This is a genomic window from Arthrobacter sp. GAS37 (assembly GCF_044908325.1).
Taxonomy (GTDB): Bacteria; Actinomycetota; Actinomycetes; order Actinomycetales; family Micrococcaceae; genus Arthrobacter; species Arthrobacter ramosus.
On the sequence record NZ_JBIYDB010000009.1, the window covers coordinates 52,128 to 76,768 of the forward strand.

Annotated in this window: 26 protein-coding genes; 22 read left to right on the forward strand and 4 right to left on the reverse strand. The window is 65.2% G+C overall.

Annotated features, from left to right (window positions below):
• Positions 1 to 6 precede the first annotated feature (6 nt).
• The 3 genes from infB (at position 7) to ABH924_RS10025 (ending at position 4,238) form a co-directional block, all read left to right on the forward strand.
• Entirely contained in the window at positions 7 to 2,847 is a 2,841-nt protein-coding gene (infB, locus tag ABH924_RS10015; RefSeq protein ID WP_404498463.1) for a translation initiation factor IF-2, read from the forward strand.
• Between the two features lie 279 nt (positions 2,848 to 3,126).
• Complete coding sequence (gene rbfA / locus ABH924_RS10020) at positions 3,127 to 3,636, forward strand: 30S ribosome-binding factor RbfA (protein WP_234753096.1); 510 nt, start codon at positions 3,127 to 3,129, stop codon at positions 3,634 to 3,636.
• A gap of 116 nt (positions 3,637 to 3,752) precedes the next feature.
• Positions 3,753 to 4,238, forward strand: coding sequence for a nucleoside deaminase (locus tag ABH924_RS10025; protein WP_404498465.1), 486 nt, complete (start codon positions 3,753 to 3,755; stop codon positions 4,236 to 4,238).
• A gap of 45 nt (positions 4,239 to 4,283) precedes the next feature.
• On the opposite strand, the gene ABH924_RS10030 is transcribed toward ABH924_RS10025, so the two are convergent.
• Positions 4,284 to 5,438: a pyridoxal phosphate-dependent aminotransferase gene (locus tag ABH924_RS10030; RefSeq protein ID WP_404498467.1), complete on the reverse strand. Its 1,155-nt coding sequence runs from the start codon at positions 5,436 to 5,438 to the stop codon at positions 4,284 to 4,286.
• 86 nt (positions 5,439 to 5,524) lie between these two features.
• Here ABH924_RS10030 and truB point away from each other — a divergent pair, with 86 nt between their 5' ends.
• The 9 genes from truB to ABH924_RS10075 all read left to right on the forward strand — a co-directional run bounded on the left by truB (position 5,525) and on the right by ABH924_RS10075 (position 14,420).
• Positions 5,525 to 6,445: a tRNA pseudouridine(55) synthase TruB gene (truB, locus tag ABH924_RS10035; protein WP_404498469.1), complete on the forward strand. Its 921-nt coding sequence runs from the start codon at positions 5,525 to 5,527 to the stop codon at positions 6,443 to 6,445.
• A gap of 2 nt (positions 6,446 to 6,447) precedes the next feature.
• Positions 6,448 to 6,801 (forward strand): hypothetical protein, encoded by a 354-nt coding sequence (locus ABH924_RS10040; protein ID WP_404498471.1) that lies wholly within the window; start codon positions 6,448 to 6,450, stop codon positions 6,799 to 6,801.
• Positions 6,802 to 6,803: 2 nt separating this feature from the next.
• Entirely contained in the window at positions 6,804 to 7,253 is a 450-nt protein-coding gene (locus ABH924_RS10045; RefSeq protein ID WP_372460967.1) for a hypothetical protein, read from the forward strand.
• Between the two features lie 117 nt (positions 7,254 to 7,370).
• Complete coding sequence (locus ABH924_RS10050) at positions 7,371 to 8,354, forward strand: bifunctional riboflavin kinase/FAD synthetase (RefSeq protein ID WP_404498473.1); 984 nt, start codon at positions 7,371 to 7,373, stop codon at positions 8,352 to 8,354.
• Positions 8,355 to 8,363: 9 nt separating this feature from the next.
• Positions 8,364 to 9,218 (forward strand): tryptophan 2,3-dioxygenase, encoded by an 855-nt coding sequence (kynA, locus tag ABH924_RS10055; RefSeq protein WP_404498475.1) that lies wholly within the window; start codon positions 8,364 to 8,366, stop codon positions 9,216 to 9,218.
• Positions 9,219 to 9,406: 188 nt separating this feature from the next.
• Positions 9,407 to 9,676, forward strand: coding sequence for a 30S ribosomal protein S15 (gene rpsO / locus ABH924_RS10060; RefSeq protein WP_028266602.1), 270 nt, complete (start codon positions 9,407 to 9,409; stop codon positions 9,674 to 9,676).
• Positions 9,677 to 9,930: 254 nt separating this feature from the next.
• Positions 9,931 to 12,183 carry a polyribonucleotide nucleotidyltransferase gene (locus ABH924_RS10065; RefSeq protein ID WP_404498477.1) on the forward strand — a complete coding sequence of 751 codons (2,253 nt, stop codon included), beginning with the start codon at positions 9,931 to 9,933 and terminating at the stop codon, positions 12,181 to 12,183.
• 153 nt (positions 12,184 to 12,336) lie between these two features.
• On the forward strand, positions 12,337 to 13,680 hold the full coding sequence (locus ABH924_RS10070) for a M16 family metallopeptidase (RefSeq protein WP_404498479.1): 1,344 nt from the start codon (positions 12,337 to 12,339) through the stop codon (positions 13,678 to 13,680).
• A gap of 278 nt (positions 13,681 to 13,958) precedes the next feature.
• On the forward strand, positions 13,959 to 14,420 hold the full coding sequence (locus tag ABH924_RS10075) for a DUF1579 family protein (protein ID WP_234753106.1): 462 nt from the start codon (positions 13,959 to 13,961) through the stop codon (positions 14,418 to 14,420).
• A 25-nt stretch (positions 14,421 to 14,445) separates the two neighbouring features.
• Here the strand turns inward: ABH924_RS10075 and ABH924_RS10080 are convergent, their stop codons facing one another.
• From ABH924_RS10080 to moaA, 3 genes are all read right to left on the reverse strand, one after another.
• Complete coding sequence (locus ABH924_RS10080) at positions 14,446 to 14,739, reverse strand: hypothetical protein (protein ID WP_404498482.1); 294 nt, start codon at positions 14,737 to 14,739, stop codon at positions 14,446 to 14,448.
• 79 nt (positions 14,740 to 14,818) lie between these two features.
• Entirely contained in the window at positions 14,819 to 15,085 is a 267-nt protein-coding gene (locus ABH924_RS10085; protein ID WP_234753108.1) for a MoaD/ThiS family protein, read from the reverse strand.
• Between the two features lie 4 nt (positions 15,086 to 15,089).
• Positions 15,090 to 16,220, reverse strand: coding sequence for a GTP 3',8-cyclase MoaA (moaA, locus tag ABH924_RS10090; RefSeq protein WP_404498484.1), 1,131 nt, complete (start codon positions 16,218 to 16,220; stop codon positions 15,090 to 15,092).
• A 178-nt stretch (positions 16,221 to 16,398) separates the two neighbouring features.
• Here moaA and ABH924_RS10095 point away from each other — a divergent pair, with 178 nt between their 5' ends.
• The 10 genes from ABH924_RS10095 (at position 16,399) to ABH924_RS10140 (ending at position 24,562) form a co-directional block, all read left to right on the forward strand.
• A complete protein-coding gene (locus tag ABH924_RS10095; RefSeq protein WP_404498593.1) occupies positions 16,399 to 17,130 on the forward strand; it encodes a response regulator transcription factor in 732 nt (243 codons plus the stop codon).
• Positions 17,117 to 18,385 (forward strand): sensor histidine kinase, encoded by a 1,269-nt coding sequence (locus ABH924_RS10100; protein WP_404498486.1) that lies wholly within the window; start codon positions 17,117 to 17,119, stop codon positions 18,383 to 18,385. The genes ABH924_RS10095 and ABH924_RS10100 overlap by 14 nt, the downstream gene beginning before the upstream one ends.
• On the forward strand, positions 18,382 to 19,941 hold the full coding sequence (locus ABH924_RS10105) for a molybdopterin-dependent oxidoreductase (RefSeq protein ID WP_404498488.1): 1,560 nt from the start codon (positions 18,382 to 18,384) through the stop codon (positions 19,939 to 19,941). The genes ABH924_RS10100 and ABH924_RS10105 overlap by 4 nt, the downstream gene beginning before the upstream one ends.
• Positions 19,942 to 19,987: 46 nt before the next feature.
• Positions 19,988 to 21,208, forward strand: a complete 1,221-nt coding sequence (gene glp / locus ABH924_RS10110) for a gephyrin-like molybdotransferase Glp (protein ID WP_404498490.1) — start codon at positions 19,988 to 19,990, stop codon at positions 21,206 to 21,208.
• Positions 21,196 to 21,801, forward strand: coding sequence for a cyclic pyranopterin monophosphate synthase MoaC (gene moaC, locus ABH924_RS10115; protein ID WP_404498492.1), 606 nt, complete (start codon positions 21,196 to 21,198; stop codon positions 21,799 to 21,801). Before glp ends, moaC begins: the two co-directional genes overlap by 13 nt.
• Positions 21,798 to 22,298 (forward strand): MogA/MoaB family molybdenum cofactor biosynthesis protein, encoded by a 501-nt coding sequence (locus ABH924_RS10120; protein ID WP_404498494.1) that lies wholly within the window; start codon positions 21,798 to 21,800, stop codon positions 22,296 to 22,298. The genes moaC and ABH924_RS10120 overlap by 4 nt, the downstream gene beginning before the upstream one ends.
• On the forward strand, positions 22,288 to 22,743 hold the full coding sequence (locus tag ABH924_RS10125) for a molybdenum cofactor biosynthesis protein MoaE (RefSeq protein WP_404498496.1): 456 nt from the start codon (positions 22,288 to 22,290) through the stop codon (positions 22,741 to 22,743). Before ABH924_RS10120 ends, ABH924_RS10125 begins: the two co-directional genes overlap by 11 nt.
• 144 nt (positions 22,744 to 22,887) lie before the next feature.
• Complete coding sequence (gene dapB, locus ABH924_RS10130) at positions 22,888 to 23,646, forward strand: 4-hydroxy-tetrahydrodipicolinate reductase (RefSeq protein ID WP_404498498.1); 759 nt, start codon at positions 22,888 to 22,890, stop codon at positions 23,644 to 23,646.
• A gap of 4 nt (positions 23,647 to 23,650) precedes the next feature.
• Entirely contained in the window at positions 23,651 to 24,139 is a 489-nt protein-coding gene (locus ABH924_RS10135) for a hypothetical protein (protein ID WP_404498500.1), read from the forward strand.
• Positions 24,140 to 24,199: 60 nt separating this feature from the next.
• Positions 24,200 to 24,562 carry a hypothetical protein gene (locus ABH924_RS10140; RefSeq protein WP_404498502.1) on the forward strand — a complete coding sequence of 121 codons (363 nt, stop codon included), beginning with the start codon at positions 24,200 to 24,202 and terminating at the stop codon, positions 24,560 to 24,562.
• The last annotated feature ends 79 nt before the right edge of the window (positions 24,563 to 24,641 follow it).

Genomic DNA, 24,641 nt, shown 5'->3' on the forward strand with positions numbered 1-24,641 from the left:
AGAAATGTGGCCAAGGTCCGCGTACATGAGCTCGCCAAAGAGCTCGGTATTACTTCCAAAGATGCAGTGACAAAACTGCAGGAACTGGGCGAATTCGTTCGCTCCGCCTCTTCGACAATTGAGGCACCGGTCGTGAAGAAGCTTCGCGACGCCTACCCGGGTGCCGGCGCTGCAAAGGCGGCTGCCCCGGCAGTTGCTCGCGTTGCAGCCCCCGGGGCACTTGCCGCACCCGCAGCATCCCGCCCGGCTCCGGGCCCCGCTGCGCCCAAGGCTCCGGTTCCCGCCCCCAAGGCTGAGACCCCCGCCCCGGCAGCGCCTGCGGCTCCCGCAGCTGCAGCAAGTCCTATTTCCGCAAAGCCGGGTGCCCGTCCGGCACCCAGGGCCGAAGCCCCTGCCCCGGCACGTCCGGGCAGCCAGGCACCGCGGCCCGGCGGCCCCCGTCCGGGCAACAACCCGTTCGCGACCTCGCAGGGCATGCCCCGCGGCCGTGGCGACGGCGAGCGTCCTCCCCGTCCGGGCAACAACCCCTTCGCAACATCGCAGGGCATGCCCCGTTCCGGTGGCCGCACCGACGGCGAACGTCCCGGCGGTCCGCGTCCCGCGGCCGGCGCAGGCGGTCCCCGCCCCGCAGCCGGTTCCGGTGGTCCGCGTCCGGGTGCTCCGCGCCCCGGTGCTCCCCGTCCGGGCGCTCCGCGTCCGGCAGGTGGCCCCGCAGGAAACCGTCCCAGCCCGGGCATGATGCCCAACCGCACCGAGCGTCCCGCTCCCGGTGGCGCAGGCCGTCCGGGTGGCGCTGGCCGTCCCGGTGGTGGCGGCCCCGGCCGTCCGGGTGGCGCTCCTGGCGCAGGCACCGGTGGCGGAGCTCCCGCCGGCGGTGGCTTCGGCAAGGGTGGCCGCGGACGCGGCGGTACCCAAGGTGCCTTCGGCAAGGGTGGCGCAGGACGCGGCAAGCAGCGCAAGTCGAAGCGTGCAAAGCGTCAGGAACTGGAGCAGATGAGTGCTCCGTCGCTGGGCGGCGTATCCGTACCCCGCGGCGACGGCAACACCGTAGTCCGGCTCCGTCGTGGCTCGTCCATTACGGACTTCGCCGACAAGATCGAGGCGAACCCCGCCGCACTGGTGACCGTGCTGTTCCACCTCGGTGAAATGGCAACGGCTACGCAGTCGCTGGACGAAGACACCTTCGGCCTGCTCGGTGTTGAACTCGGCTACAAGATCCAGGTAGTTTCGCCGGAAGACGAAGAGCGCGAGCTCCTCGACTCCTTCGACATCGACCTTGATGCCGAACTGGAAGCCGAAGGCGACGACGTCCTCGAACCGCGTCCCCCGGTTGTCACCGTCATGGGTCACGTCGACCACGGTAAGACCCGACTGCTCGACGCCATCCGGAAGACCAACGTGGTTGCCGGCGAACACGGCGGCATCACGCAGCACATCGGTGCCTACCAGATCAGCCACATCCACGAAGGCACTCCGCGCGACATCACCTTCATTGACACCCCCGGTCACGAGGCGTTCACCGCCATGCGTGCACGTGGTGCCAAGGTCACCGACATCGCCATCCTGGTTGTCGCAGCCGACGACGGCGTCATGCCGCAGACGGTGGAAGCACTCAACCACGCACAAGCGGCCAACGTGCCGATCGTCGTCGCGGTCAACAAGATCGACAAGGAAGGTGCGAACCCGGACAAGGTCAAGGGCCAGCTCACCGAGTACGGTCTGGTTCCCGAAGAATACGGTGGCGACACCATGTTCGTTGAGGTTTCTGCCCGCCAGAACATCAACATCGACGAACTGATCGACGCCGTCCTGCTGACCGCAGACGCCGCTTTGGACCTGCGCGCCAACCCGGACAAGGACGCTCGAGGCATTGCCATCGAAGCGAACCTGGACAAGGGCCGCGGTTCCGTGGCCACCGTCCTGGTCCAGTCCGGTACGCTGGCCGTTGGCGACACGATCGTGGCCGGTACCGCCCACGGCCGCGTCCGTGCCATGTTTGACGAAGACGGCAACGCCCTCGACGTCGCGCTTCCGTCCCGTCCGGTCCAGGTCCTGGGTCTGTCCAACGTACCGCGTGCAGGTGACACCTTCCTGGTGACCTCTGACGAGCGTACGGCCCGCCAGATCGCTGAAAAGCGTGAAGCAGCCGACCGCAACGCGGCACTGGCCAAGCGTCGCAAGCGCATCAGCCTGGAAGACTTCGACCAGGCAGTTGCGGCGGGCAAGATCGACACCCTCAACCTCATCCTCAAGGGTGACGTTTCCGGTGCCGTCGAAGCCCTCGAAGACGCACTGCTCAAGATCGACGTCGGCGACGAAGACGTTCAACTGCGCGTCATCCACCGCGGTGTGGGTGCCATCACGCAGAACGACGTCAACCTCGCCACGGTGGACAACGCCATCATCATCGGCTTCAACGTCAAGCCCGCCGAGCGCGTGGCCGACCTCGCCGATCGCGAAGGCGTGGACATGCGGTTCTACTCCGTCATCTACTCGGCAATTGATGACATCGAGCTGGCCCTCAAGGGCATGCTCAAGCCGGAGTACGAGGAAGTCCAGCTCGGTACCGCCGAGGTCCGCGAAGTCTTCCGTTCTTCCAAGTTCGGAAACATCGCCGGTTCCATCGTGCGCTCGGGCATCATCCGCCGTAACACGAAGGCACGCGTCAGCCGCGATGGCAAGGTCATCGGCGACAACCTCACCGTTGAGACGCTCAAGCGGTTCAAGGACGACGCCACCGAGGTCCGCACGGACTTCGAGTGTGGTATCGGTCTTGGCTCGTACAACGACATCAACGAGGGTGACATCATCGAGACCTTCGAGATGCGCGAAAAGCCGCGCGTCTAAGGACGAAAAATAGAGGGCGGGGCCGTTGGATTCTTCCGGCGGCCCCGGCCCTTTCCGCCGATATGGGGGCCCCGCCCCTTCGCTGGGTGGCTGACGTCTTGCGACGTCAGCCACCCAGCTCCGGCAGGCCCGATGCCACTCCCGGGCCCCCATATCGGCTCCAACGGCCTCCGAGGAACGCGGCGGCCGGTCGTAGACTCGCACTAGGCGCGTCGCGCATACAGAACTTAAGTACGCAAGTTGCTAACGCGCCGTCGTACGCGAAATTTAGGAGTAGAAATGGCTGATCCGGCACGCGCTGCCAAGTTGGCGCAGCGGATTAAGGTTGTTGTTGCTGAGGCACTGGGCCGGCGGATCAAGGATCCTCGGGTTGAGGGCATCACTATTACCGATGCCCGCGTCACCAACGATCTTCAGCACGCCACCGTGTACTACACCGTCTTCGGTGACGAAGCCGCTCACTCTGATGCTGTTCGGGCGTTGGAGAAGGCCAAGGGTGTTTTGCGGCAGGAAGTGGGCCGGAACATCACCGTGCGGCTGACTCCTACCTTGGAATTCGTTGCCGACCTCATTCCGGTCAACGCCTCGAACCTTGAGGAGCTGTTGCGCACCGCCAAGCAGCGCGACGCCGAGGTGGCCGCCCTGGCCGCCGGCGCCAAGCACGCAGGCGATGCGGACCCGTACAAGAGCGATTCCCCGCAGGATGCGGACATCGACGAAGACGACTTTGATGAAGAAGACATCGACCTCCGTGCCGATGAAGACATCGACGAAGACAGCGGCAAGTAGCCCAGCGCTTCCCGGGTGGGACCGGATCCGCAGTTCTTAGGACTGCCGGATCCGGTCCTTCTTGTTTAACCGTGAAAAGCAGGGCCAAATTGATGGGCCGTCGCTAAGATCGGAGCATGTCGGCGCACGATTCAGCTCAGAGTCCCGAAGACTACCTCGAACACGCCCTGCGGCTCGCGGTGCAGAACGTGGCCGACGGCGGCGGCCCTTTCGGCGCCGTCGTGGTCACCCCGGACGGACGGCTCCATGACGGCGTCAACCGGGTCACCCGCGACAACGACCCCACAGCGCACGCCGAAGTGGTAGCCATCCGGCGGGCTGCGTCTGAACTGGGAAGCTTTGATCTCAGCGGCTCGGTGCTCTACTCAAGCTGCGAACCATGCCCTTTGTGCCTCTCCGCCGCCCTGTGGGGCCGCGTAAGCCGGGTCTACTTTGCCGCGGATCGGCACGGGGCCGCAGCCGCAGGCTTCGACGATGCGGTGTTCTACGAATATTTCGACGGCAACAGGCCTGAACTGTTGCCCGTCCAACATAAGGAGGTCGCCGCATCGGAGGCTCCTTTCGATGCCTGGCGCGGGCACAAAAACCGGACCGCATACTGAAAGCGGCGGCCGCCAAGCAAAGCGCCGGGCCCTAAAGCGCCGCCCCTAAACGCGCTCCGGAAGCCGCCCGACGCCGTCGAGCAGTTGCTGCTGATCACCGCACAACGCGATCCTGATCCACCCCTCGCCGATGGAACCGAACGCGGTGCCCGGCGCCACCGCCACGCCGGAATCCCTGAGGAACCGACGCACCCAAGTACGCACGTTCCCTCCGCTCACATGGGAGACGTCCGCCCAGAGATAGAAAGCCCCCTGTGCGCCCAGGAAGGGAATGCCCTTTTCCGCAAGCACTGCCGAGGCGGCGTCGCGGTTGGAACGGTAATGCTCCCGCGCGGTGTCCACATAGTCCTGCGGGCCGGTCAGCGCCGCGACCGCAGCATACTGGGAAGGTGAAGCCACGCAGGAAACGATCGCTTCCATGACGTTGTTCATCCTCCGTTCGAGGCCCGGAGGGCAAACGAGCGCGCCGATCCGCAGTCCGGTCAGCCCATACGTTTTGGACAAGGTCAGGGACGTGAAGACCCGCGCCTCCCCGGGAACGGTGCTGTCGAAGCGGGCGGGACTCGTGTGCGGAACGTCGAAGGTGAAGGCTTCGTAGCATTCGTCCGAAATGATCCACAAATCGTGTTTGACGGCCAATTCCACGAGCTGGCGCGTCGTTTCCTCGCAGATCACCGCGCCCAGGGGATTGGACGGGGAATTAAGGACCAAAACCTTGGTCCGGGGCGTGATCAGTCCCTCGATGTCCTCGATGCGGGGTTGGAACTCGTGCTCGGGGTAGAGCGGATACCGCACCGGGACGGCGTGCAGCAAATGGCTCGTCATGGCAAAAGTGGGATAGCCGGGGTTGGGAATCAGGATCTCGTCTCCGGGGGAGAGGAGCAGGCTCATGGCGAAGTGTAGTCCCTGCTGGGCTCCGTCCACGACGTACACGCGCTCTGCCCCGACGTCCACCTTGTTGTGTGCCCGGAACCGATCGGCAAAGGCCTCACGCAGGGCCGGGATACCGGCATTGGGGGTGTAGTTGGTCTCGTCCCTGTCCAGGCACGCGATCCCCGCGTCCAGGATGTGGCGGGGCAGCGCGAAGCCGGGCTCGCCGATGCTGAGGACAATCGCCCCGGGGGTGCTCCACGCGGCCTCGGTGATCTCGCGGATCTGGTTCACGGGCACTTCGTCGACGTGTGCGGCAAGCTCAGGCATAGGAGCCATCTTAGCCGCGGTCCCGGACCGTACAGGGAAGCCGCGGGCCGCAGGATGCATGCCCCGGCGCGGATATACTGGGAGGCGTGCTTTCTGGACTGGTAATCGTTGACAAGCCGCAAGGATGGACCAGCCACGATGTGGTTGGACGGATGCGGCGACTGGCCGGTACCCGGAAAGTGGGCCATGCAGGGACCCTGGACCCCATGGCCACCGGGGTGCTTGTGATTGGTATCAACAAGGCCACGCGACTGTTGACGTACATCGTCGGCACCTCCAAGACGTACTCCGCCACCGTCCGGCTCGGCGAATCAACCATCACGGACGATGCCGAAGGCGACATCACCGAAAGCCGCAGCGCCGCCGGGGTCACCGAGGAAGCCATCCGCGCCGGCGTCGCGCAGCTCAGCGGCGAGATCCAGCAGGTTCCCAGCAGCGTCAGCGCCATCAAGGTCAACGGCGAACGGTCCTACGCGCGCGTGCGTTCGGGGCAAGAGGTCAAGCTCGCCGCCCGGCCCGTGACCATCCACCGTTTCGAGATCCACGCCATCCGGAGGGTCGACGACGGCAGGGTAGTAGACATCGACGTGACCGTCGAGTGCTCCTCGGGCACCTACATCCGCGCGCTGGCACGCGACCTTGGCGCGGCTCTCGGCGTCGGCGGCCATCTCACGGCGCTGCGCCGCACCCAAGTGGGGCCGTACACCCTGGAGCAGGCCCGCACCCTCGAACAGCTTGCCGAGGAACTGGAAGTCCTCGACATGTCCGCCGCGGCCCGCGCGCTCATGCCGAACCGGGAGTTGAGCGACGCCGAAGCCACCGAGATCTCCTTTGGCCGCAGGATCGCGGCGGGACCCGCTGCCGGCACAGCCGACGCGGCCACCGCCGAGAACCCGGCGGCCGCGTTTTCACCGTCAGGGGAACTCGTGGCGTTGTTGGCCGATGCGGGGAGTTTCGCCAAGCCCGTCCTGGTGTTCGCGCCTGACAACGAAAAGCAGGCACACTAGCCATGGACGGATACTTTTACGCCGTCCTGGTAGTGGGTTTGCTGTCCACCATCATTTGCGTCGTGGCGGGCATCATGAAGAAGGCCCCCAACGACGTCACCATACTGTCCGTTGCCGCCGTCGAACTCGTCTTGCTGGTCTATCTGGTGGGATCGATCATCCGTGTGGCGATGGGTGAAAAGATCGCGGGGGAGCCCTGGGAATTTTGGGGTTACATCATCACGGCGCTCATCCTCCCTGTCGTCGCGGTGTACTGGTCCATCCTGGAACGGACCCGTTGGAGCAATTTCGTCCTGGGCGCCGTGGGCGTCACCGCATTGGTCATGGCGGCCCGCATGAACCAGATCTGGTACTGACATTGGAAGAAGCACACGAAGTGACTGTTGAAACCACCGAGAAAAAGAACCGGGACACCCGCAATACCGGGCCCGGGAGGCTGCTGATTGCGGTCTACGCGGTTTTCGCGATCTCGGCCACGGCCCGTGCCGGCTATCAGATCCTGACCAAGTTCCCGGATGCTCCCTTGGCCCACATCCTTTCGGCCTTCGCCGCCGTGGTGTACATCGTGGCCACAGTCTCCCTTGCGAAGCCGGGCCGCACGTGGTTCAAGGTATCGCTGGCGGCCGTCCTCGTGGAGATGGTCGGAGTGGTGGTGGTTGGCGCCATCAGCCTTTTCGATCCTGTGGCTTTCCCGCACGACACCGTGTGGTCCTTGTTCGGACGCGGATACGGCTTTGTACCGTTGATCCTGCCGGTCCTGGGCCTGTTGTGGCTCTACCGTCGGCGCCCGGCACGGCTCCCGCACTAGAAATCGGGGCCCTGCCACCCGGGCATGCCAGCCCCGGGATAGCGGGTAACCTTAGAGAATTCCGGCGCCGGACCAGGCACCGGGCATAGCGAATACCAGCAGTAAAAGGCGAGGTTGATGGTCCACATCTGGAACGATCCCACCGAGGTCCCCGAGGATTTCGGTCCCAGCGTCGTTACCATCGGCAACTTTGACGGCGTCCACCGCGGACACCAGCAGGTGCTGACGCAGCTTCTGCGCACAGCAGGGCAGCATGGCGCGCGGTCCGTCGTCGTGACGTTCGATCCCCACCCGGCCCTGGTCCACCGGCCCGACTCCGCACCGGAGCTCCTCATGGGTCTGCAGGACAAACTCGATGCTTTGGCCGACACGGGCGTGGACGCCGTCCTCGTCATGAAATACAACCTCACGCTTGCGGCCATGACGCCCGAGGAATTCGTCGTCACCGTCCTGCTCGACGGGCTTCACGCGGCATACGTTGTTGTGGGCCACGATCTCCGTTTCGGGGTGGGAAATTCCGGCGACGTCGGCACTATGCAGGAATTGGGCAAGAAACTCGGATTCGGCGTCCACGTGGTCAATGAGTTCGGTGCGGAGGGCTTTCCAGTACACGACGACGGCGGCACGGACCGCCGCTGTTCCTCCACTTGGGTGCGCGAGGCTCTCGCCGAGGGCGACGTCGAGACCGCGGCCGCTGTCCTTGGCCGCCCGCACAGGATGCGCGGCGAAGTGGTCCACGGGGCGGCGCGTGGACGCGCCCTGGGCTTTCCCACGGCGAACCTGGACCACGGCGCCACGGGCTACGTACCCGCGGATGGAATCTACGCCGGCTGGCTCGTGGACGAATCCGGAACCCGCTGGCCCGCCGCGATTTCGGTGGGTTCCAACCCCACGTTCGACGGCGTGAGCCGCCAGGTGGAAGCCCACGTGATCGACCGCCCGGAGGAGGCAGTGGAGGACTTCAACCTCTACGGCCAGACCGTCGTGGTGGAATTCACGGCCCGGCTCCGAGGCATGGTGGCCTACCGCGGACCCGAGGCCCTGGTAGAGCAGATGCGGCTGGACGTCGTCCAGGCCCACGATCTCCTGCTGGACAAGTAGCCCCGCACCGTGAGCGTTGAGAAGAACACCCGGCCACTCGACGAAGGCATCGTCAAGGATTTCAGCTCACGCATGAGCTACGGCTCCTACCTGCAGCTGCCCTTGCTGCTCAGCGCCCAGCAACCTGTCAGCCAGCCCGAGCACCATGACGAGCTCTTGTTCATCATCCAACACCAAACCACCGAGCTTTGGCTGAAGCTGGTCCTGCACGAGCTCCGCAGCGCGGCCGCCTGGCTGCGCCAGGACGACCTCGGCTCCGCGCTCAAGGCCATCGCACGGGTCAAGCACATCCAGAAGACGCTCACCGAGCAATGGTCGGTGCTCGCCACGCTCACCCCCACCGAGTACTCCCAGTTGCGCGGCTTCCTGGGCAATGCCTCCGGGTTCCAGTCGAGCCAATACCGCGCTGTCGAGTTCATCCTCGGCAACAAGAACGCCAAGATGTTGCCGGTGTTCGAATCGGATCCGGAGTCCAGGACCATGCTGGAGGAGCTCCTGAACGCCCCGAGCATCTACGACGAATTCCTCGCTTACCTGGACCGGCACGGCTACGACGTTCCACGGTCCGTCCTGGACCGGGATGTGACCCATGCCCACGAGTTCGCCCCTGAGCTCTTGCCCCTCTTCAAGCACATCTACGAACACGCGGCAGACAACTGGCCGGCCTACGAAGCGTGCGAGGAACTGGTGGACCTGGAAGACAACTTCCAGTTGTGGCGCTTCCGGCACCTCCGTACGGTGCAGCGGACCATCGGCATGAAGACGGGAACCGGAGGTTCAAGCGGCGTTTCCTTCCTGAAGAAGGCGCTCGATTTGACGTTCTTCCCTGAGCTTTTCGCCGTCCGGACCGAGATCGGGCAGTGAGTGGCGCTCCTCTTTGAGGAGGGTCACACGGCAGCTTTCGACAAGATTGCCGGGCTGCCGGTAAACTGAGGGATGGATCCGGCTGCAGTCCGTGGCGGCTGGACCTGTTTTGTGTGCGGTCATCGGCACATCACAACCCGGCAGCGAGGCGCTGAATCGGGACGCACGGCACAACTCTAGGAGTTCACGTGGCACTTGAAGCCGCTGTTAAGCAGTCCATCATCGAGGCATACGCAACGTCCAAGGGCGACACTGGTTCGCCGGAGGTCCAGATTGCAGTCCTGACTCAGCGGATCAAGGATCTGACTGAGCACATGAAGGAGCACAAGCACGACTTCCACACCCAGCGCGGTCTGCTGGCTATGGTTGGTCGTCGCAAGCGCATGCTGGGCTACCTCAAGAAGACTGACATTGCCCGCTACCGTGCGCTCATCGAGCGCCTCGGCCTGCGCCGCTAGTTTGACTTCGGGCGGCCCGATCCTCCGCGGACCGGGCCGCCTTTTCTCCATAACTAAATCCAACACTTAACAGGAGTTCAACCGCATCGCGCATTCGCGGTCCTCGGTAGTGATCCCCGGGAACAGCCTTCTGTGATGAAGGCGCAGCCCGTGGGTCTCGATCGATGACCGGGTGTCGTACAGGCCAGGAACAGACGCTGGCCTGGGTCGATGCGGGAGGACTTCCGCTAAACAAGAAACGGAGGTGACTCTCAATGGAGGGTCCCGAAATCCAGTTCTCAGAAGCCATCATCGACAACGGTCGCTTCGGCAAGCGTGTTATCCGCTTCGAAACAGGTCGCCTCGCCAAGCAGGCAGCCGGCGCCGCGATGGTCTACATCGACGAAGACACCGCACTGCTGTCCGCAACCACCGCAGGCAAGTCCCCGCGTGAAGGCTTCGACTTCTTCCCGCTTACCGTCGACGTCGAAGAGCGCATGTACGCCGCCGGCCGCATCCCGGGCTCGTTCTTCCGCCGTGAAGGACGCCCGTCCACCGAAGCAATCCTGGCTTGCCGCCTCATGGACCGCCCGCTGCGCCCCGCGTTCGTCAAGGGCCTGCGCAACGAGGTCCAGATCGTCGTCACCGTCCTGGCGATCAACCCGGACGAGCTCTACGACGTGGTGGCCATCAACGCCTCGTCCATGTCCACCCAGCTCTCCGGACTCCCGTTCTCCGGTCCGATCGGTGGCGTCCGCGTCGCCCTCGTCGCCGACGAACAAGGCACCGAATGGGTTGCTTTCCCGAAGCACTCCCAGCTTGAGAACGCCGTCTTCAACATGGTTGTTGCCGGCCGCATCGCCGGCGACGACGTCGCCATCATGATGGTTGAAGCCGAAGCCACCGACAACTCCTGGAACCTCATCAAGGAACAGGGCGCCACCGCTCCCACCGAAGAGGTTGTTTCCGAGGGCCTCGAGGCCGCCAAGCCGTTCATCAAGGCCCTGTGTGAGGCCCAGGCTGACCTGGCCGCCCGCGCTGCCAAGCCGACGGTCGAGTTCCCGGTCTTCCTGGACTACCAGGAGGACGCCTACGCCGCTGTTGAAGCTGCCGCTGCTGAGAAGCTTGCTGCTGTCTTCCAGATCGCCGACAAGCAGGACCGCGACAACGCCTCCGACGAACTCAAGGACGAGGTCCTTGGTGCCCTCGCGGGCGAGTTCGAGGGCCGCGAGAAGGAACTGTCCGCAGCTTTCCGCTCCCTGACCAAGCAGGTTGTCCGCCAGCGCATCCTCAAGGACCAGATCCGCATCGACGGCCGTGGCCTGACGGACATCCGCCAGCTGACTGCCGAGGTAGAGGTCCTGCCGCGCGTTCACGGTTCCGCCATCTTCGAACGCGGCGAAACCCAGATCATGGGTGTCACCACGCTGAACATGCTCAAGATGGAACAGCAGATCGACTCGCTGTCTCCCGTCACGCGCAAGCGCTACATGCACAACTACAACTTCCCGCCGTACTCCACCGGCGAGACCGGCCGCGTCGGTTCCCCGAAGCGCCGCGAAATCGGCCATGGCGCACTCGCCGAGCGCGCCCTGGTTCCGGTGCTGCCGTCCCGCGAGGAGTTCCCGTACGCCATCCGCCAGGTGTCCGAGGCCCTCAGCTCCAACGGTTCGACGTCGATGGGTTCCGTCTGCGCCTCCACGCTGTCCCTGCTCAACGCAGGTGTGCCGCTGAAGGCCGCTGTTGCCGGTATCGCCATGGGCCTGGTTTCCGACCAGGTTGACGGCCAGACCCGCTACGCCGCCCTGACCGACATCCTCGGCGCCGAAGACGCTTTCGGCGACATGGACTTCAAGGTTGCCGGTACTTCCGAGTTCGTCACGGCCATCCAGCTCGACACCAAGCTCGACGGCATCCCGGCATCGGTCCTGGCTGCAGCCCTGAAGCAGGCCCGCGAAGCCCGCCTGCACATCCTGGACGTCATCAACGCCGCTATCGACACTCCGGACGAGCTCTCCGAGTTCGCACCGCGCGTGATCGCCGTCAACATCCCCGTTGACAAGATCGGTGAGGTCATTGGCCCCAAGGGCAAGATGATCAACCAGATCCAGGAAGACACCGGCGCCGACATCTCCATCGAGGACGACGGCACGGTCTACATCGGCGCTACCAACGGTCCGTCTGCAGAAGCAGCCCGCGCCGCGATCAACGCCATCGCCAACCCGCAGATCCCGGAAATCGGTGAGCGTTACCTGGGCACGGTCGTCAAGACCACCACCTTCGGTGCGTTCGTTTCCCTGACCCCGGGCAAGGACGGCCTGCTGCACATCTCCGAGCTGCGCAAGCTGGCCAGCGGCAAGCGCGTGGACAACGTCGACGACGTTGTCTCCGTGGGCCAGAAGATCCAGGTCGAGATCACCAAGATCGACGACCGCGGCAAGCTCTCCCTCTCCCCGGTTGTGGCCGAGGAAGAAGGCGCCGCCTCTGAAGAAGCTCCCGCCGAAGAGGCTGAAGTTTCCGCCGAGTAGCCTTAACCGGCAAACACGCGGCAGGACCGGTGGACATGTCCACCGGTCCTGCCCGGTTTAACAACGAATTCCCGTCCCGCGGGCGATGCGCCCGCTGGTACGATTGCAGCCAGATTTGGCACCCGTGATTTCCCGCAGAACTGAAAGGTCTTGATGACTGTCGTACCCCTCCCATTGGCGCAGACCGTGCCCGGCGGCGAATTGATCCATGGCGCCGAAGGTGGCTCCATTGTCCGGCGTTCAGTGCTTCCGGGAGGCGTCCGGGTACTCACTGAGGCCATGCCCGGGCAGCGTTCGGCAACCATCGGATTCTGGGTGGGAGTCGGCTCCCGGGACGAGGCAGACGGCCAGCACGGCTCCACCCACTTCCTCGAGCACCTCCTGTTCAAAGGCACCAGGAAGCGCACCGCCCTCGAGATCGCGTCTGCTTTCGACGAGGTCGGCGGTGAATCGAATGCGGCCACGGCGAAGGAAAGCACGTGCTACTTTGCTCGGGTACTGGACACGGACCTCCCCATGGCCATCGACGTCATTGCCGACATGATCACCGGCGCCGTGCTGGATCCTTCGGAACTTGAACAGGAACGCGACGTGATCCTTGAGGAAATCGCCATGGACAGCGATGACCCCACCGACGTCGCACATGAAAACTTCGTGGCCGCCGTACTCGGCGTGCATCCGCTGGGACGCCCGATCGGTGGCACCCCTGCCGCCATCAAGGCCGTGTCCCGCGATTCCGTGTGGGCACATTACCAGCGCTACTACCGGCCGGACGAAATCGTCATCACCGCGGCGGGCGGCCTGGACCACGACGTCGTTTGCCGGCTCGTGGTCGATGCCTTGCGGACTGCCGGGTGGGAGCTGAAGGACACCGCTGCCCCCGTTGAGCGCCGTTCCACCGAGCGGGCGGATATCACCGGTACCGCAGGGCTGCATGTGATCAAGCGTCCCGTGGAGCAAGCCAACATCATCATGGGTTGCCCCTCGATCGTGGCTACCGACGATCGGCGCTTCGTGATGAGCGTCCTGAACGCGGTCCTTGGCGGTGGCATGTCTTCGCGCCTCTTCCAGGAGATCCGCGAAAAGCGGGGCCTCGTCTATTCCACCTATTCCTTTGCCTCCGCCTACGCGGACGCAGGCTACTTCGGCATGTACGCCGGCTGCACGCCGTCGAAGGTCAAGCAGGTTCTGGAACTTCTGGGCGCCGAACTGGACAAGCTCGCCTCTGACGGAATCACGGACGAGGAACTGCGCAAGGCCGTGGGCCAATTGTGCGGCGGAATCGTCCTGGCCCTTGAAGACACCGGATCCCGGATGTCCCGCCTTGGCCGCGCCGAACTCGTCTCCGGCGAATTCCAGGACATCGACGAAACGCTGGCCCGCATCAAGGCCGTCACCGCCGAGCAGGTCCAGGAACTCGCCCGGGTTCTCGCCGAAGCCCCCCGCACCGTGACCGTCGTCGGGCCCTTCGAAGAAACAGAGACGTTCGGCCTCTGAACTCCGCACTCTCACAGGGACATGCCCCCCGTTGGAGCCTAGGAGTGGACATAACCCTCATATGTCCATTCCTGGTTTGGAAGAGGGGGCATGTCCGGCGGGGAACATTGCACCGCACAGGGGACATGTCCCCCGCTGGAGCCTAGGAGTGGACATAGCCCTCATATGTCCATTCCTGGTTTGGAAGAGGGGGCATGTCCGGCGTGGGGAAGGCTGGACGTGCCTGCTCGATCGGGAACATGATGGTGACGTATCCATCGTCTTGCGCAGGAGTCGCCATGAACGAGCCATTGAAGAGTCATGCACACACTGCGTTGGAGGCGTTCCTAGGGCATTGGCGGGGGAGTACCGAGCTCTCGGCGTCGCCGTGGGGACCGGCCCGGACCGCCGACGCCGAAGTGACTTTCTCGCGCGCGGCAGGAGGTTACGCCTTGGTTCAGAGCTACCGGCACATTGAGCCCGATGGCACCCATTTCGAGGGGCACGGTGTCTTTACCGTTGACCCGGACCACGGGGACACCTTGTGGTACTACGTGGACAGCATGGGCCGGCCACCCGAAGCTCCGGCCCGGGGGCATTGGCAGGACGGCACACTGCGGCTTGAGCGGCGCAGCCCTCGCGGGACCGCGAGGCACACTTTCAAGGTCGACGGCGGCGTGCTGACCCACATGGCGGAACTGAGGCTCGGGGATGCCCCGACGTTCAGCCCGTTCATGATCTCTGTCTGCAGGCGCGTCTAAGGCCCACATCCAGCAGGCACGGCATTCAGAGGATCCTGGCCTCCATCGACTCAACGATCCGCGCATCGGGCATGCCGTCGAGCGACGCCGGCCGTCCAGGTCCACTCCACACCTTTGTCCGCAAGGTGTCCAGCATTGATTCAGCTTGCTCCCGCTCGGCGAAATCAAGCTCGATCAAGACGCGCTGCGAATCGTCCACAGGCCGGAAGACCCTGTAGGAAACAACGCCGGAGCCTGCGCGATCTGCCGGATCCGAGTCGAACGACCGCTTCCATGCGCCGAAGTCGTTCACAGCGTGTTCGATCAGGAGGGTGTACATGGCTGTTCCTTTGCTGTTGCGCGGATAGGCACAGCGTAGGCTCCTTCGACCCGGGGAACCACTCTTCGCCGTGGCCGGCTTAGCCCCCGGCAAACGGCGGGAGGACGTCGACGACGTCGTCCGCGCCGAGAGCGGCCGAACGGTCGCGGACTGCTACCTCATTGCGCAGGAAGCTGCTGCGCGAAATGATCCGGGCCAGTGGCGGTGTTCCGGCCGGTGGTTCCGGACGTTCGACGGCGAGCACTGCCGCGATCAGTCCGTCCAGGCCGGTTCCTTCCGGAAGATCGTGGTGTTCCTCTTCGACTCCTGCCGCGGCGCGCGCGGCAGCGAAGTATCTTACGAGCAAATTCTTACCCTCCGATGGCGCTCATGCTACGGTCCGGCTGGACGAAGTCGGGTGCGCCGAGTCCGGTGTGGTCCATGCCGTGTGCCTTGGGCTTGATCCACATGGCGTCCTGCCAGCGTTGGGCGAGTTCCTCGTCGTCCGCTCCGGAGCGAAGTAGTCCCAATAGGTCGAATTCCTCGCGGGAGAACAAGCAGCTCATAATCTTGCCTTCGGCGGTAATCCTTGTGCGCCGGCAATCGGAACAGAACGGTTCGGTGACGGAGGCGATGATGCCGACGGTGCCCAGAAGCGGACCCGTGGCTTCGGCAGATGCCGGGTCCCGCCGTCGTACTTCAAACCGTTCCGCCGGTGCGCCGTCGCGTTCGCGCGGGTCCGGGGTCAGCGCGAAGTCGCGTGAAAGCAGTTCGCGGATCTCGGCTGCGGTGATCATATCCCGCCGGGTCCAACCGTGATCGGCGTCCAGCGGCATTTGCTCGATGAAGCGCAGTTCATAGCCGCGGTCCAAAGCCCAGGCCAGGAGCTCAGGCGACTCGGCGTCGTTGATTCCCCGCATGAGGACGGCATTGATCTTGACCGGACCCAGGCCTGCAGCCCAGGCGGCATCGACGCCGGCCAGCACCTTGCCCAGGAAGGGGCGCCTGGTCAGCTTCGTGAACGTTTCTTCGTGGAGGGAGTCGAGGGACACGTTGATGCGCGTAAGCCCGGCTTCCTTGAGCCCTGCCGCCTTCTTGTCGAGTCCGACGCCGTTGGTTGTCATGGAGATCGGCAGGTCGGGGTGCGCCTCGCGGAGGGCCGAGATGATGTCCACGAGGTCGGCACGCACCAAGGGCTCGCCTCCCGTGAGGCGAAGTTCGCGGACCCCGAGTTGTTCGACGCCGATCCGCACCAGCCGGACAATCTCGGCGGCGGTCATGACGGCCTGTTTGGACAACCATTCGAGGCCCTCGGCCGGCATGCAGTACGTGCAGCGCAGGTTGCACTTGTCGGTGAGGGACAAGCGCATATCGGTGGCCCGGCGTCCGTAACGGTCGAACAGACCCGGGGGAGTTCCGGCAGGGCGCGGCGGGGGCGCAGACACGCTGCTTCCCGTCCCGTCGCCCGCGGGGGGCAACGGCATGCCTAGCTGAACACTCATGGGTTCAGGCTACGCCAGGCAACGCCCGAGCGTGATATCGCCCACCGGTCATGTTCGTCGTCCGCTCCCGGGGAAGGCAACGCAAGACGTGACTTCTTACGGAATGCAAACGGTTGGCCCTGCGGCGCCCGGAACCCGTACCACGGGCACCACGCGAATCTATGCTGAAGGTGTGAACATGCAGCCCGGCCCGCACGCTGCCGAACTCGGCAATCGGCGCATTCTTCTGGTCGAAGACGAACAGACCATCGCCGACGTCGTCCGGGACTACCTGGTCCAGGCAGGTTTCCAGGTCGATCTCGCGGGCGACGGCTTCACGGCGCTGAGCCTCGCGGCCGCCAGACGGCCCGACCTTGTCATCCTGGACCGGATGCTGCCCGGACTGGACGGCGTGGAAGTGTGCCGCAGGCTGCGCCTCGCCATGAGCGTTCCCATCATCATGGTCACAGCCCTCGGCACGGAAGACGACCGGATCCTGGGCCTGGAAACCGGAGCGGACGACTACGTTACCAAGCCCTTCTCACCCCGCGAGCTGGTCCTCCGGGTGAAGTCCGTGTTGCGCCGGAGCATCCGGGAATTCAGCCCGGAACCTCCCGTGGAGCTCGCCGGCTTCGAATTGGATCCGGCCTCGCGCACAGTGCTCCAGGACGGCAAACCCCTGATGCTTACGGTGCGTGAGTTCGATCTGCTGGCGTTCCTGCTCCGTCGGCCCAACCAAGTGTTCAGCCGCGAGGATCTCATCAAGGCAGTATGGGGCTGGGACTTCGGGGATTTGTCCACCGTGACGGTCCACGTCCGGCGCTTGCGCGAAAAGATCGAGGACAATCCGACCACCCCGGTGCTGCTCAGGACGGTCTGGGGAGTCGGTTATCGATTTGACGCGAAGGAAGGTGGACATGCAGGCAGCTGAAATGTTCACGATCCTGGGCTGGATGCTGCTGTGGGCTGTCCTCATCGGCGCCTTGACCCTTGCCTTGCTGCGTTTCCTGCGCGGCGCGTCGATCCTGGTGCAGATTTGCCTCGTGGTGGTGGCCACCGTTGCTGTTCTCGTGGCAGGGATGGTGAGCGCCTTCAATGCGATGTTCATTTCCGCCGTGGACCTCGAAGTCATGTGGTACATCCTCGGGGTGGCCTCGGTCGTGGCGATCGCGATTTCCCTGGTCCTCGGGGCCGGGGTGTCCCGCAACGCTATCCGCCTTGTGGCGGCAACGCGACGCCTCGGCAGCGGAGAAGCCCTCGATGGCTCGTTCCTGCAACAATCAGCATCGCGGCGGGCCGGACCGGCAATGAACTCCGAGCTTGCCCAGCTCGCCCAGGAACTCGAAGCGAGCAGCATCAAACTCGAGGAATCCCGGCGACGGGAAGCCGCCGTCGAAACCGCCCGCCGCGAACTGGTCTCCTGGATCTCGCACGACCTCCGGACCCCCTTGGCCAGCATGCGGGCCATGGCCGAAGCGCTGGAAGACGGCATGGCCTCCGACGTCCCCGCGTACTACCGCAAGATCATCGCCCAGACGGACCAGATGGCGGTCATGGTCAACGACCTCCTGGAACTATCCAAAATCCAGGCCGGAACGCTCCGGCTGAGCGCTGAATCCCTGGACCTCTACGACCTCGTGAGCGACGCCATCGCCGATCTCGCGCCGCTCGCCGCCCAGCGCGGCATCCGGCTCGACGGCGGCGGCGACCGCGAGTGCATGGCCGTCGCGGACGGCCCCAGCCTGGGAAGGGCCGTCCGGAACGTGCTGCTCAACGCTATTATCTACAGCCGGCCCGACGGCGGGGTCCTGGTTCGCGTCGGACGCGACGGAAGCGACGCCGTCGTCGACGTCGTGGACAGCTGCGGCGGTATCGACGACGAGGATCTCGCCCACGTTTTCGAGACCGGTTGGCAAAAGGACCGTTCCCGGGGAGCGGGAATGCCCGTCGAAGGGGGTCCGCCGCGATACAGCGGGGCAGGCGTAGGGCTCAGCATGGTGGCAGGCATTGTGAAGGCGCATGGCGGCACTGTCATGGTGGCGAACACGGGCGAGGGCTGCCGTTTCACGCTCCGCCTTCCCTCGGGTGCACGGGCAACCCCATCCCGCACCGAAGTATTTCCGATACAGACAGTTCCCGCGGACACCATTCCGGCAGAGAGCCCCAAACAGGCAGGCACATCATGAGCAGGACCACTTCGAAGAAAGCCGGTACCAGGACGGCGGCCCGATGGGCGGCGGCGTGCGGCGTGGTGGCCATCGGACTCGGGGTGGCGGCCGGCGAGTTGCTGGCCGGGTTCCTGAGCCCGTCCGTCTCGCCCGTTACCGCGTTGGGGGGTGTGGTGATCGACGCCGTGCCGGGTTGGGCCAAGGAACTGGCCGTCAACCTTTTCGGCACCGCTGACAAACTTGCCTTGATCGTCAGCATCGCCCTGGTGACCTTGGTCCTCGCAGCGGTCGCCGGCCTCCTGGAGTATCGGCGAAAGGGAGCGGGGCTCGCGCTTGCCTTGCTCGCTGGAGCGGCGGGGCTGGCCGCCGTGCTGACCCGTGCCCAAGCCGCGCCCACGGCGGCAATTGCCCCCGTCGTGGCCACTGTAGTCACCATGCTTTTCCTCCGGCTCCTGATCCAGCGGCTCGAAACCTGGCGACCCGTGCCCGAAGCAGCCGACATGCCATTGGCCCGCCGAAGCTTTATGCAATTGCTGGGTGGAAGCGCGATCGCAGCGGCGGCGGCAGGGATCGTGACGACAGTGGTGCGCAGGGCAGGAACAGTGGCATCCGATTTCCGTCGCGGGGTGGCCCTTCCCGCCCCGGTGACTCTTCCGCAGAAGGTTCCCGACGGCGCTGCGCTCACCTTGGCGGGTCTGCAGCCGCTCGTCACGCCGAACCCCGACTTCTACCGGATCGACACTGCGCTGATCCCGCCAGCCGTGAATCCGCCGGACTGGACCCTCAAGGTGACCGGTTTGGTGGAGCGCGAAGTCCAGTTGGATTTCGCCACGCTGCTGAGCAAGCGGATGATCGAGCGCTACGTGACCATCGCTTGCGTGTCCAACGAAGTCGGCGGAGACCTGATCGGCAACGCCCTCTGGCTGGGCTGGCCGGTCCGCGAACTCCTCGCCATGGCCGGGCCCAAGCCCGGGGCGGACATGGTGTTGTCCCGCAGCACTGACGGCTGGACTGCCGGGACCCCCCTCGAAGCACTCACCGACAATCGCGACGCGATCCTCGCCGTCGGAATGAACGGCGAACCGTTGCCGCTGGAGCACGGCTTCCCCGTGCGGATGGTCGTCCCGGGCCTCTATGGATATGTTTCGGCCACCAAATGGCTGACGGAACTGAAGGTCACGCGTTTCGCTGACGACCAGGGCTACTGGGTTCCGCGCGGTTGGAGCGACCACGGTCCCATCAAGACGCAGTCCCGTATCGACGTGCCCCGGGACGGCCGCTCGGTCAAGGCCGGAACGGTCCAGTTCGGCGGTGTCGCCTGGGCTCAACACCGTGGCGTTTCCCGGGTGGAGTTGCGCGTCGACCGGGGCAATTGGCAGGAAGCCAAGCTCGCCCCGGGGATCTCCTCGGACACGTGGTACCAATGGCAGCTGGGCCTTGAGTTGGGCCCGGGGAACCATGAAGTCCAGGTCCGTGCTACCGATGCCACGGGTACGCCGCAGCCCGAAGCCCGAACCCCTGTGGCACCGGACGGCGCCACGGGGTTCCACACCATCCATGTCACCGCCAACTGACACTAGGCTGAGTAGGTCTGAGCGAAACAACCCGGGAGGAACCCTCGTGGCACGATCCGTCGCAGCCCACCGCCAAGCCGTCCAGGAGCTGCTGTCCGGCCTTGCGGACCACGAGAGCACCGAGAAGCTGCCGTTGATAGCGGCACTCGGCCGGGTACTTGCCGCCGACGTCTTGGCCCCGCTCAGCCTGCCGCCCTTCGCCAACTCCCAGATGGACGGTTTTGCCGTCCGCGCAGCGGACCTTGCGCCTCACGCAGGGAGCGACGTCGGTGCAGAGCTGACGGTGGTGGATCCCGTCCCGGCCGGCGCGGCTCCGGTCCGACTCATGCCCGGCACAGCGGCCCCGATCATGACCGGCGCCATGATGCCCGAGGGCGCCGACGCCGTCGTGCCTATCGAACAGGCGGTGCCTGATGTCTTCCCTGCGCCCGGGGTGGCAGCAACCGTCCGCCTTCCCACCACCGAGCCGGGGACGTTCGTCCGCGACGCCGGGAGCGACATTTCCGCGGGAACCGTTGCCTTGCGTGCTGGAACTGCCCTCGGTCCCGGGCAGCTGGGGCTGCTCGCCGCCTTGGGGATGACCGCCGTCGAGGTCCGCACGCCGGTGCGCGTGCTTCTGGTGACCACCGGCGATGAAGTCGTGGAACCCGGCACTTCCCTCCCGGAAGGCAAGATCTACGATTCCAACGGAACCCTGCTCGAAGCCGCCATGCTGCAGTCCGGCCTCCACGTCACGCGGACGGGAATCAGCGGCGACGATCCCGCCGATCTGCTGGCGCTCCTCCGCAGCCAGAGCGGAACCATTGATCTCATCGTCAGCACCGGGGGCGTCAGCAAGGGCGCCTACGAAGTGGTCCGGCAGGCGATGAAGGGCCAGCCGGTTGAATTCGTGTCGGTGGCCATGCAACCCGGCGGCCCCCAGGGGATCGGAACGTTCGACGGCCTACCCTTCCTGGGATTCCCAGGCAATCCGGTGAGCTGCCTCGTGTCCTTCGAAATGTTCCTTCGCCCGGCGCTCGCCGCCGTCGTGGGAAGCCCCGCCTTGCGTCCGAGCCTGCAGGCGCGCCTTGCGGAGTCTCTGACCTCGCCCGCCGGTAAGCACCAGGTCCGCCGGGGCACGCTTCTTCCGGGTGGCATGGTCAGGCTTGAAGGGGGCCCCGGCTCCCATCTCATCCATGCGCTCGCCAACTCGAACGCGCTGGTCCAGGTGCCTGCAGCCGTCACGGAACTCGACGCCGGGGCGGAAGTGGAAGTATGGATGTTGTGAATGACACTCCAGACCCCGCAGACGTCGTCGGCGGCCTTACGCATTTGCGCCAGGATGGCGGCGCCCTTACGCATTTGCGCCAGGATGGCGGCGCCCTTACGCATTTGCGCCAGGATGGCACAGCCCAAATGGTCGATGTCTCCGAAAAGGCCGTGACCACGCGGGAGGCCACCGCCACCGCCACCGTCCACAGCACGTCCGAGGTGCTCACCCTGCTCGGCGCCGGTGACCTCCCGAAAGGCGACGCCCTTGCGGTGGCGCGGGTTGCCGGCATCATGGCAGCCAAGAAGACGCCCGAACTCATCCCGCTGTGCCACCCGCTGCCGATTTCCAAGGTCACTGTGGACTTCGAACTCGGCCCCGACACCGTGGTTGTCCTGGCAACGGTGAAGACCAGGGGCGTCACGGGCGTGGAGATGGAAGCTTTGACTGCGGCCTCGGTGGCCGCCTTGAGCGTCTACGACATGATCAAGGCAGTGGATAAGCACGCCGTCATCAGCGGCATCCAGGTGTTGGCCAAGAGCGGCGGAAAGAGCGGCGACTGGGCCCTTCCCGCCTCGACCGGTGCATCCGGCGAAGGAGCGCCAGCATGAACGCGTGTGAACCCCGCCGTGGTCCGCGGAAGGCCGGCGTCGTCATCGCGTCCAACCGTGCCGCGGCAGGAATCTACGAGGACAAGAGCGGCCCCGTGATCCTGGACTGGTTGGTCGAACACGGCTACGAGACCTTCCCCGTCATGGTGGTCCCGGATGGCGAGCCGGTCGGTGCTGCCATCCGTGCGCTGCTGACCCTGGAACCCGCCGTCGTCATTACCAGCGGCGGTACCGGGCTGAGCCCCGATGACCGCACTCCCGAGGTCACCCTGCCTTTGCTGGATCGCGAAATACCAGGGCTCATGGAAGGCATCCGGCGCGCCGGAGCCGCCAAGACCCCCATGGCGATGCTGAGCCGAGGCCATGCCGGTACAGCCGGGAAGACGTTCATTGTGAACCTGCCGGGTTCGCCGAAGGGCGTGATGGACGGCCTTGCCGTCCTTGATCCCGTCATCGCCCACCTTTGCGATCAATTGGAGGGAAGTCATGACCACTGAAACCGACTTCGAAGTCATCAGCGCGATCCTCAGCGCAGTCCCGATTTCCGTGGACCAGGCCATAGCAGCGGTGGAATCGGACACCGCGGGAGCGGTAGTGAGCTTCAGCGGTGTGGTCCGGAACCACGACGGCGGCAAGCCTGTCGACAGGCTCAGCTACAGCGCCCATCCCACTGCGCACCAGGTCATGGCCGACGTCGTCGCGAAGCTCGTGGCGGAGCACTCCGGGGAGGCTGCCCGGCCTGTCCGTCTCTGGGCAGCACACCGGATCGGCATGCTTGAGGTGGGCGAACCTGCGCTCGTCTGCGCGGTTGCCGCTGCACACCGCGGACAAGCCTTCGCAGTGTGCTCGGAGCTTGTGGACAGGATCAAAGCCCAAGTGCCCGTCTGGAAGGAACAGTTCTTCAGCGACGGCACGGTCGAGTGGGTCGGGGCCGGGGAGTAGGTCGCTTCCCGTCGAAATCGCCGGAACGGTGCCGGTTCGCCGGAGCGTTCGGGCGAACCGGCGCAGTTCCGGCGACCCCACGTTGGGGCAGCCACCATCCCGGCAGGGCAATCCCGGTGCGCCCCGCCCGGTAGGGTTAAGGGCATGACCGAACAACTTGCTGTCGCCGTTCTGGGCGCCCAGGGCCGCATGGGTATCGAAGCCGTCAAAGCGGTGGAGGCAGCCCCCGATATGAAGCTCGTCGCGGCGCTCGGACGCGGCGATTCCCTTGATAGCCTGCTCGACGCCGGCGCCAAGTATGTCGTCGACCTGACCGTTCCGGACAGCACCGAAGCGAACGTCCGCTTCGCCGTCGAACACGGCATGCATGCTGTTGTCGGGACCACCGGTTGGGATGCCGCGCGGCTCGCGGCGTTGCGCGGCTTGCTTGCGGCTAATCCGGAGGCAGGCGTTCTTATCGCCCCCAACTTCGCCCTCGGCTCCGTCCTCGCCTCGGCCTTTGCCGCCAAGGCGTCCAAGTATTTCGAATCGGTGGAAATCATCGAGCTGCACCACCCGAACAAGGTGGACGCTCCTTCGGGCACGGCCGTCCGCACGGCCCAGCTCATTGCCGCCGCCCGCGAAGAAGCCGGCGTCCCTGCAAGCCCGGACGCCACGAACACCGCCCTTGACGGTGCCCGCGGTTGCGATGTAGACGGTGTCCGCGTCCACAGCGTCCGCTTGCGTGGACTCGTGGCACATCAGGAAGTGCTCCTCGGCGGGCCGGGGGAGCAACTGACCATCCGCCACGATTCCTTCGACCGGGCATCCTTCATGCCCGGCGTGTTGCTGGGACTGCGCAATGTGGCGTCCCACCCCGGGCTGACAGTCGGCCTGGACGGCTATCTGGATCTGGGGCTGTAGGCGCATGGGCTCGCTCTGGAACGCATTCAAGGAGAACCGCACCAAGATCTGGGTGGGTGCCGTCACCCTGTTGTTGGTTCTCTACCTCGTGGTCACCTTCGAACGCTCGATCCTGCTGCTCAGTGACGCGAACCTGGTAGCCAAGGGAATCGGCGCTGCCTATCTGGTGCTTCCCCTCATCGGGGCATGGGCGCTGATCCGCGAGCTTGTGTTCGGTGCACGCACGGAGAAGATGGCGAAGGTGCTCGAAGCCGAAGGCGGGCTGCCTGTGGACAACTTGCCCCGCACGCCGGGAGGCCGCATCGTGCGTGCCGCCGCGGACGCCGAGTTTGAGAAGTACCGCGTGGAGGCCGAGGCCGCCCCCGAGGACTGGCGTTCCTGGTTCCGGCTCAGCTGCGCCTACGATGCCGCCGGCGACCGCAAGCGCGCGAGGGAAGCCATGCGCGATGCCATGCGCCTCTTCCGCGCTGAGCCCACCGCAGCGGAGCGGTAGCGGCTGTCGCCTCGAAGGAGGCACCTTGTATTCGAATATATGTTCGAATACCATGGCTCCATGAACGATCCTTCGAAGCGGCCGAACGGCTATCCCCAAGGCCTGGATGGGCCCATGAAGGCGATGAGCCCGGGCGTCGTCGATTTCCTCTTCCGGCAGCTTGTGGCGGGGGAGCCGCCTGAAGATGTGCAGTGGCGGCGCGAGGGAACCGTTCTGGGCGAACAGCAGCCGGGCGCCGAACTCGCCAGGCGGCTCGAGGAGACTGACCTCGAATCGTTGACCCCCGTTGAATTGTTCGACTATGTGCGGGCAGCCCAGCGGCTCGGGGCGTGGGCGGACCGCTTGCGGGAGTCTGCGGTTGCCCTGTATTGCTCGCCGGAGGCGCCAGCGAAGCCCGGGCACCATAGCGACGCTTCGGCCTGAGGCCATGCTCCCATTTCGCTGAATTTGACGACAATCACGCGGGCCCCATTCTCCTAACCCGCAGCTGACAGGGTAACGT

What these genes read in the sequence shown, in the direction of transcription:
- dapB (WP_404498498.1), top strand. Translation starts at nt 22,888, where the DNA reads ATGACCGAACAACTTGCTGTCGCCGTTCTGGGCGCCCAGGGCCGCATG.
- ABH924_RS10025 (WP_404498465.1), top strand. Translation starts at nt 3,753, where the DNA reads ATGTCGGCGCACGATTCAGCTCAGAGTCCCGAAGACTACCTCGAACAC.
- ABH924_RS10105 (WP_404498488.1), top strand. Translation starts at nt 18,382, where the DNA reads ATGAGCAGGACCACTTCGAAGAAAGCCGGTACCAGGACGGCGGCCCGA.
- ABH924_RS10125 (WP_404498496.1), top strand. Translation starts at nt 22,288, where the DNA reads ATGACCACTGAAACCGACTTCGAAGTCATCAGCGCGATCCTCAGCGCA.
- ABH924_RS10075 (WP_234753106.1), top strand. Translation starts at nt 13,959, where the DNA reads ATGAACGAGCCATTGAAGAGTCATGCACACACTGCGTTGGAGGCGTTC.
- ABH924_RS10030 (WP_404498467.1), bottom strand. Translation starts at nt 5,438, where the DNA reads ATGCCTGAGCTTGCCGCACACGTCGACGAAGTGCCCGTGAACCAGATC.
- ABH924_RS10080 (WP_404498482.1), bottom strand. Translation starts at nt 14,739, where the DNA reads ATGTACACCCTCCTGATCGAACACGCTGTGAACGACTTCGGCGCATGG.
- ABH924_RS10140 (WP_404498502.1), top strand. Translation starts at nt 24,200, where the DNA reads ATGAACGATCCTTCGAAGCGGCCGAACGGCTATCCCCAAGGCCTGGAT.
- ABH924_RS10100 (WP_404498486.1), top strand. Translation starts at nt 17,117, where the DNA reads ATGCAGGCAGCTGAAATGTTCACGATCCTGGGCTGGATGCTGCTGTGG.
- ABH924_RS10135 (WP_404498500.1), top strand. Translation starts at nt 23,651, where the DNA reads ATGGGCTCGCTCTGGAACGCATTCAAGGAGAACCGCACCAAGATCTGG.
- ABH924_RS10095 (WP_404498593.1), top strand. Translation starts at nt 16,399, where the DNA reads ATGCAGCCCGGCCCGCACGCTGCCGAACTCGGCAATCGGCGCATTCTT.
- ABH924_RS10120 (WP_404498494.1), top strand. Translation starts at nt 21,798, where the DNA reads ATGAACGCGTGTGAACCCCGCCGTGGTCCGCGGAAGGCCGGCGTCGTC.
- ABH924_RS10040 (WP_404498471.1), top strand. Translation starts at nt 6,448, where the DNA reads ATGGACGGATACTTTTACGCCGTCCTGGTAGTGGGTTTGCTGTCCACC.
- ABH924_RS10065 (WP_404498477.1), top strand. Translation starts at nt 9,931, where the DNA reads ATGGAGGGTCCCGAAATCCAGTTCTCAGAAGCCATCATCGACAACGGT.
- rbfA (WP_234753096.1), top strand. Translation starts at nt 3,127, where the DNA reads ATGGCTGATCCGGCACGCGCTGCCAAGTTGGCGCAGCGGATTAAGGTT.
- moaC (WP_404498492.1), top strand. Translation starts at nt 21,196, where the DNA reads ATGGATGTTGTGAATGACACTCCAGACCCCGCAGACGTCGTCGGCGGC.
- ABH924_RS10070 (WP_404498479.1), top strand. Translation starts at nt 12,337, where the DNA reads ATGACTGTCGTACCCCTCCCATTGGCGCAGACCGTGCCCGGCGGCGAA.
- ABH924_RS10050 (WP_404498473.1), top strand. Translation starts at nt 7,371, where the DNA reads ATGGTCCACATCTGGAACGATCCCACCGAGGTCCCCGAGGATTTCGGT.
- moaA (WP_404498484.1), bottom strand. Translation starts at nt 16,220, where the DNA reads ATGAGTGTTCAGCTAGGCATGCCGTTGCCCCCCGCGGGCGACGGGACG.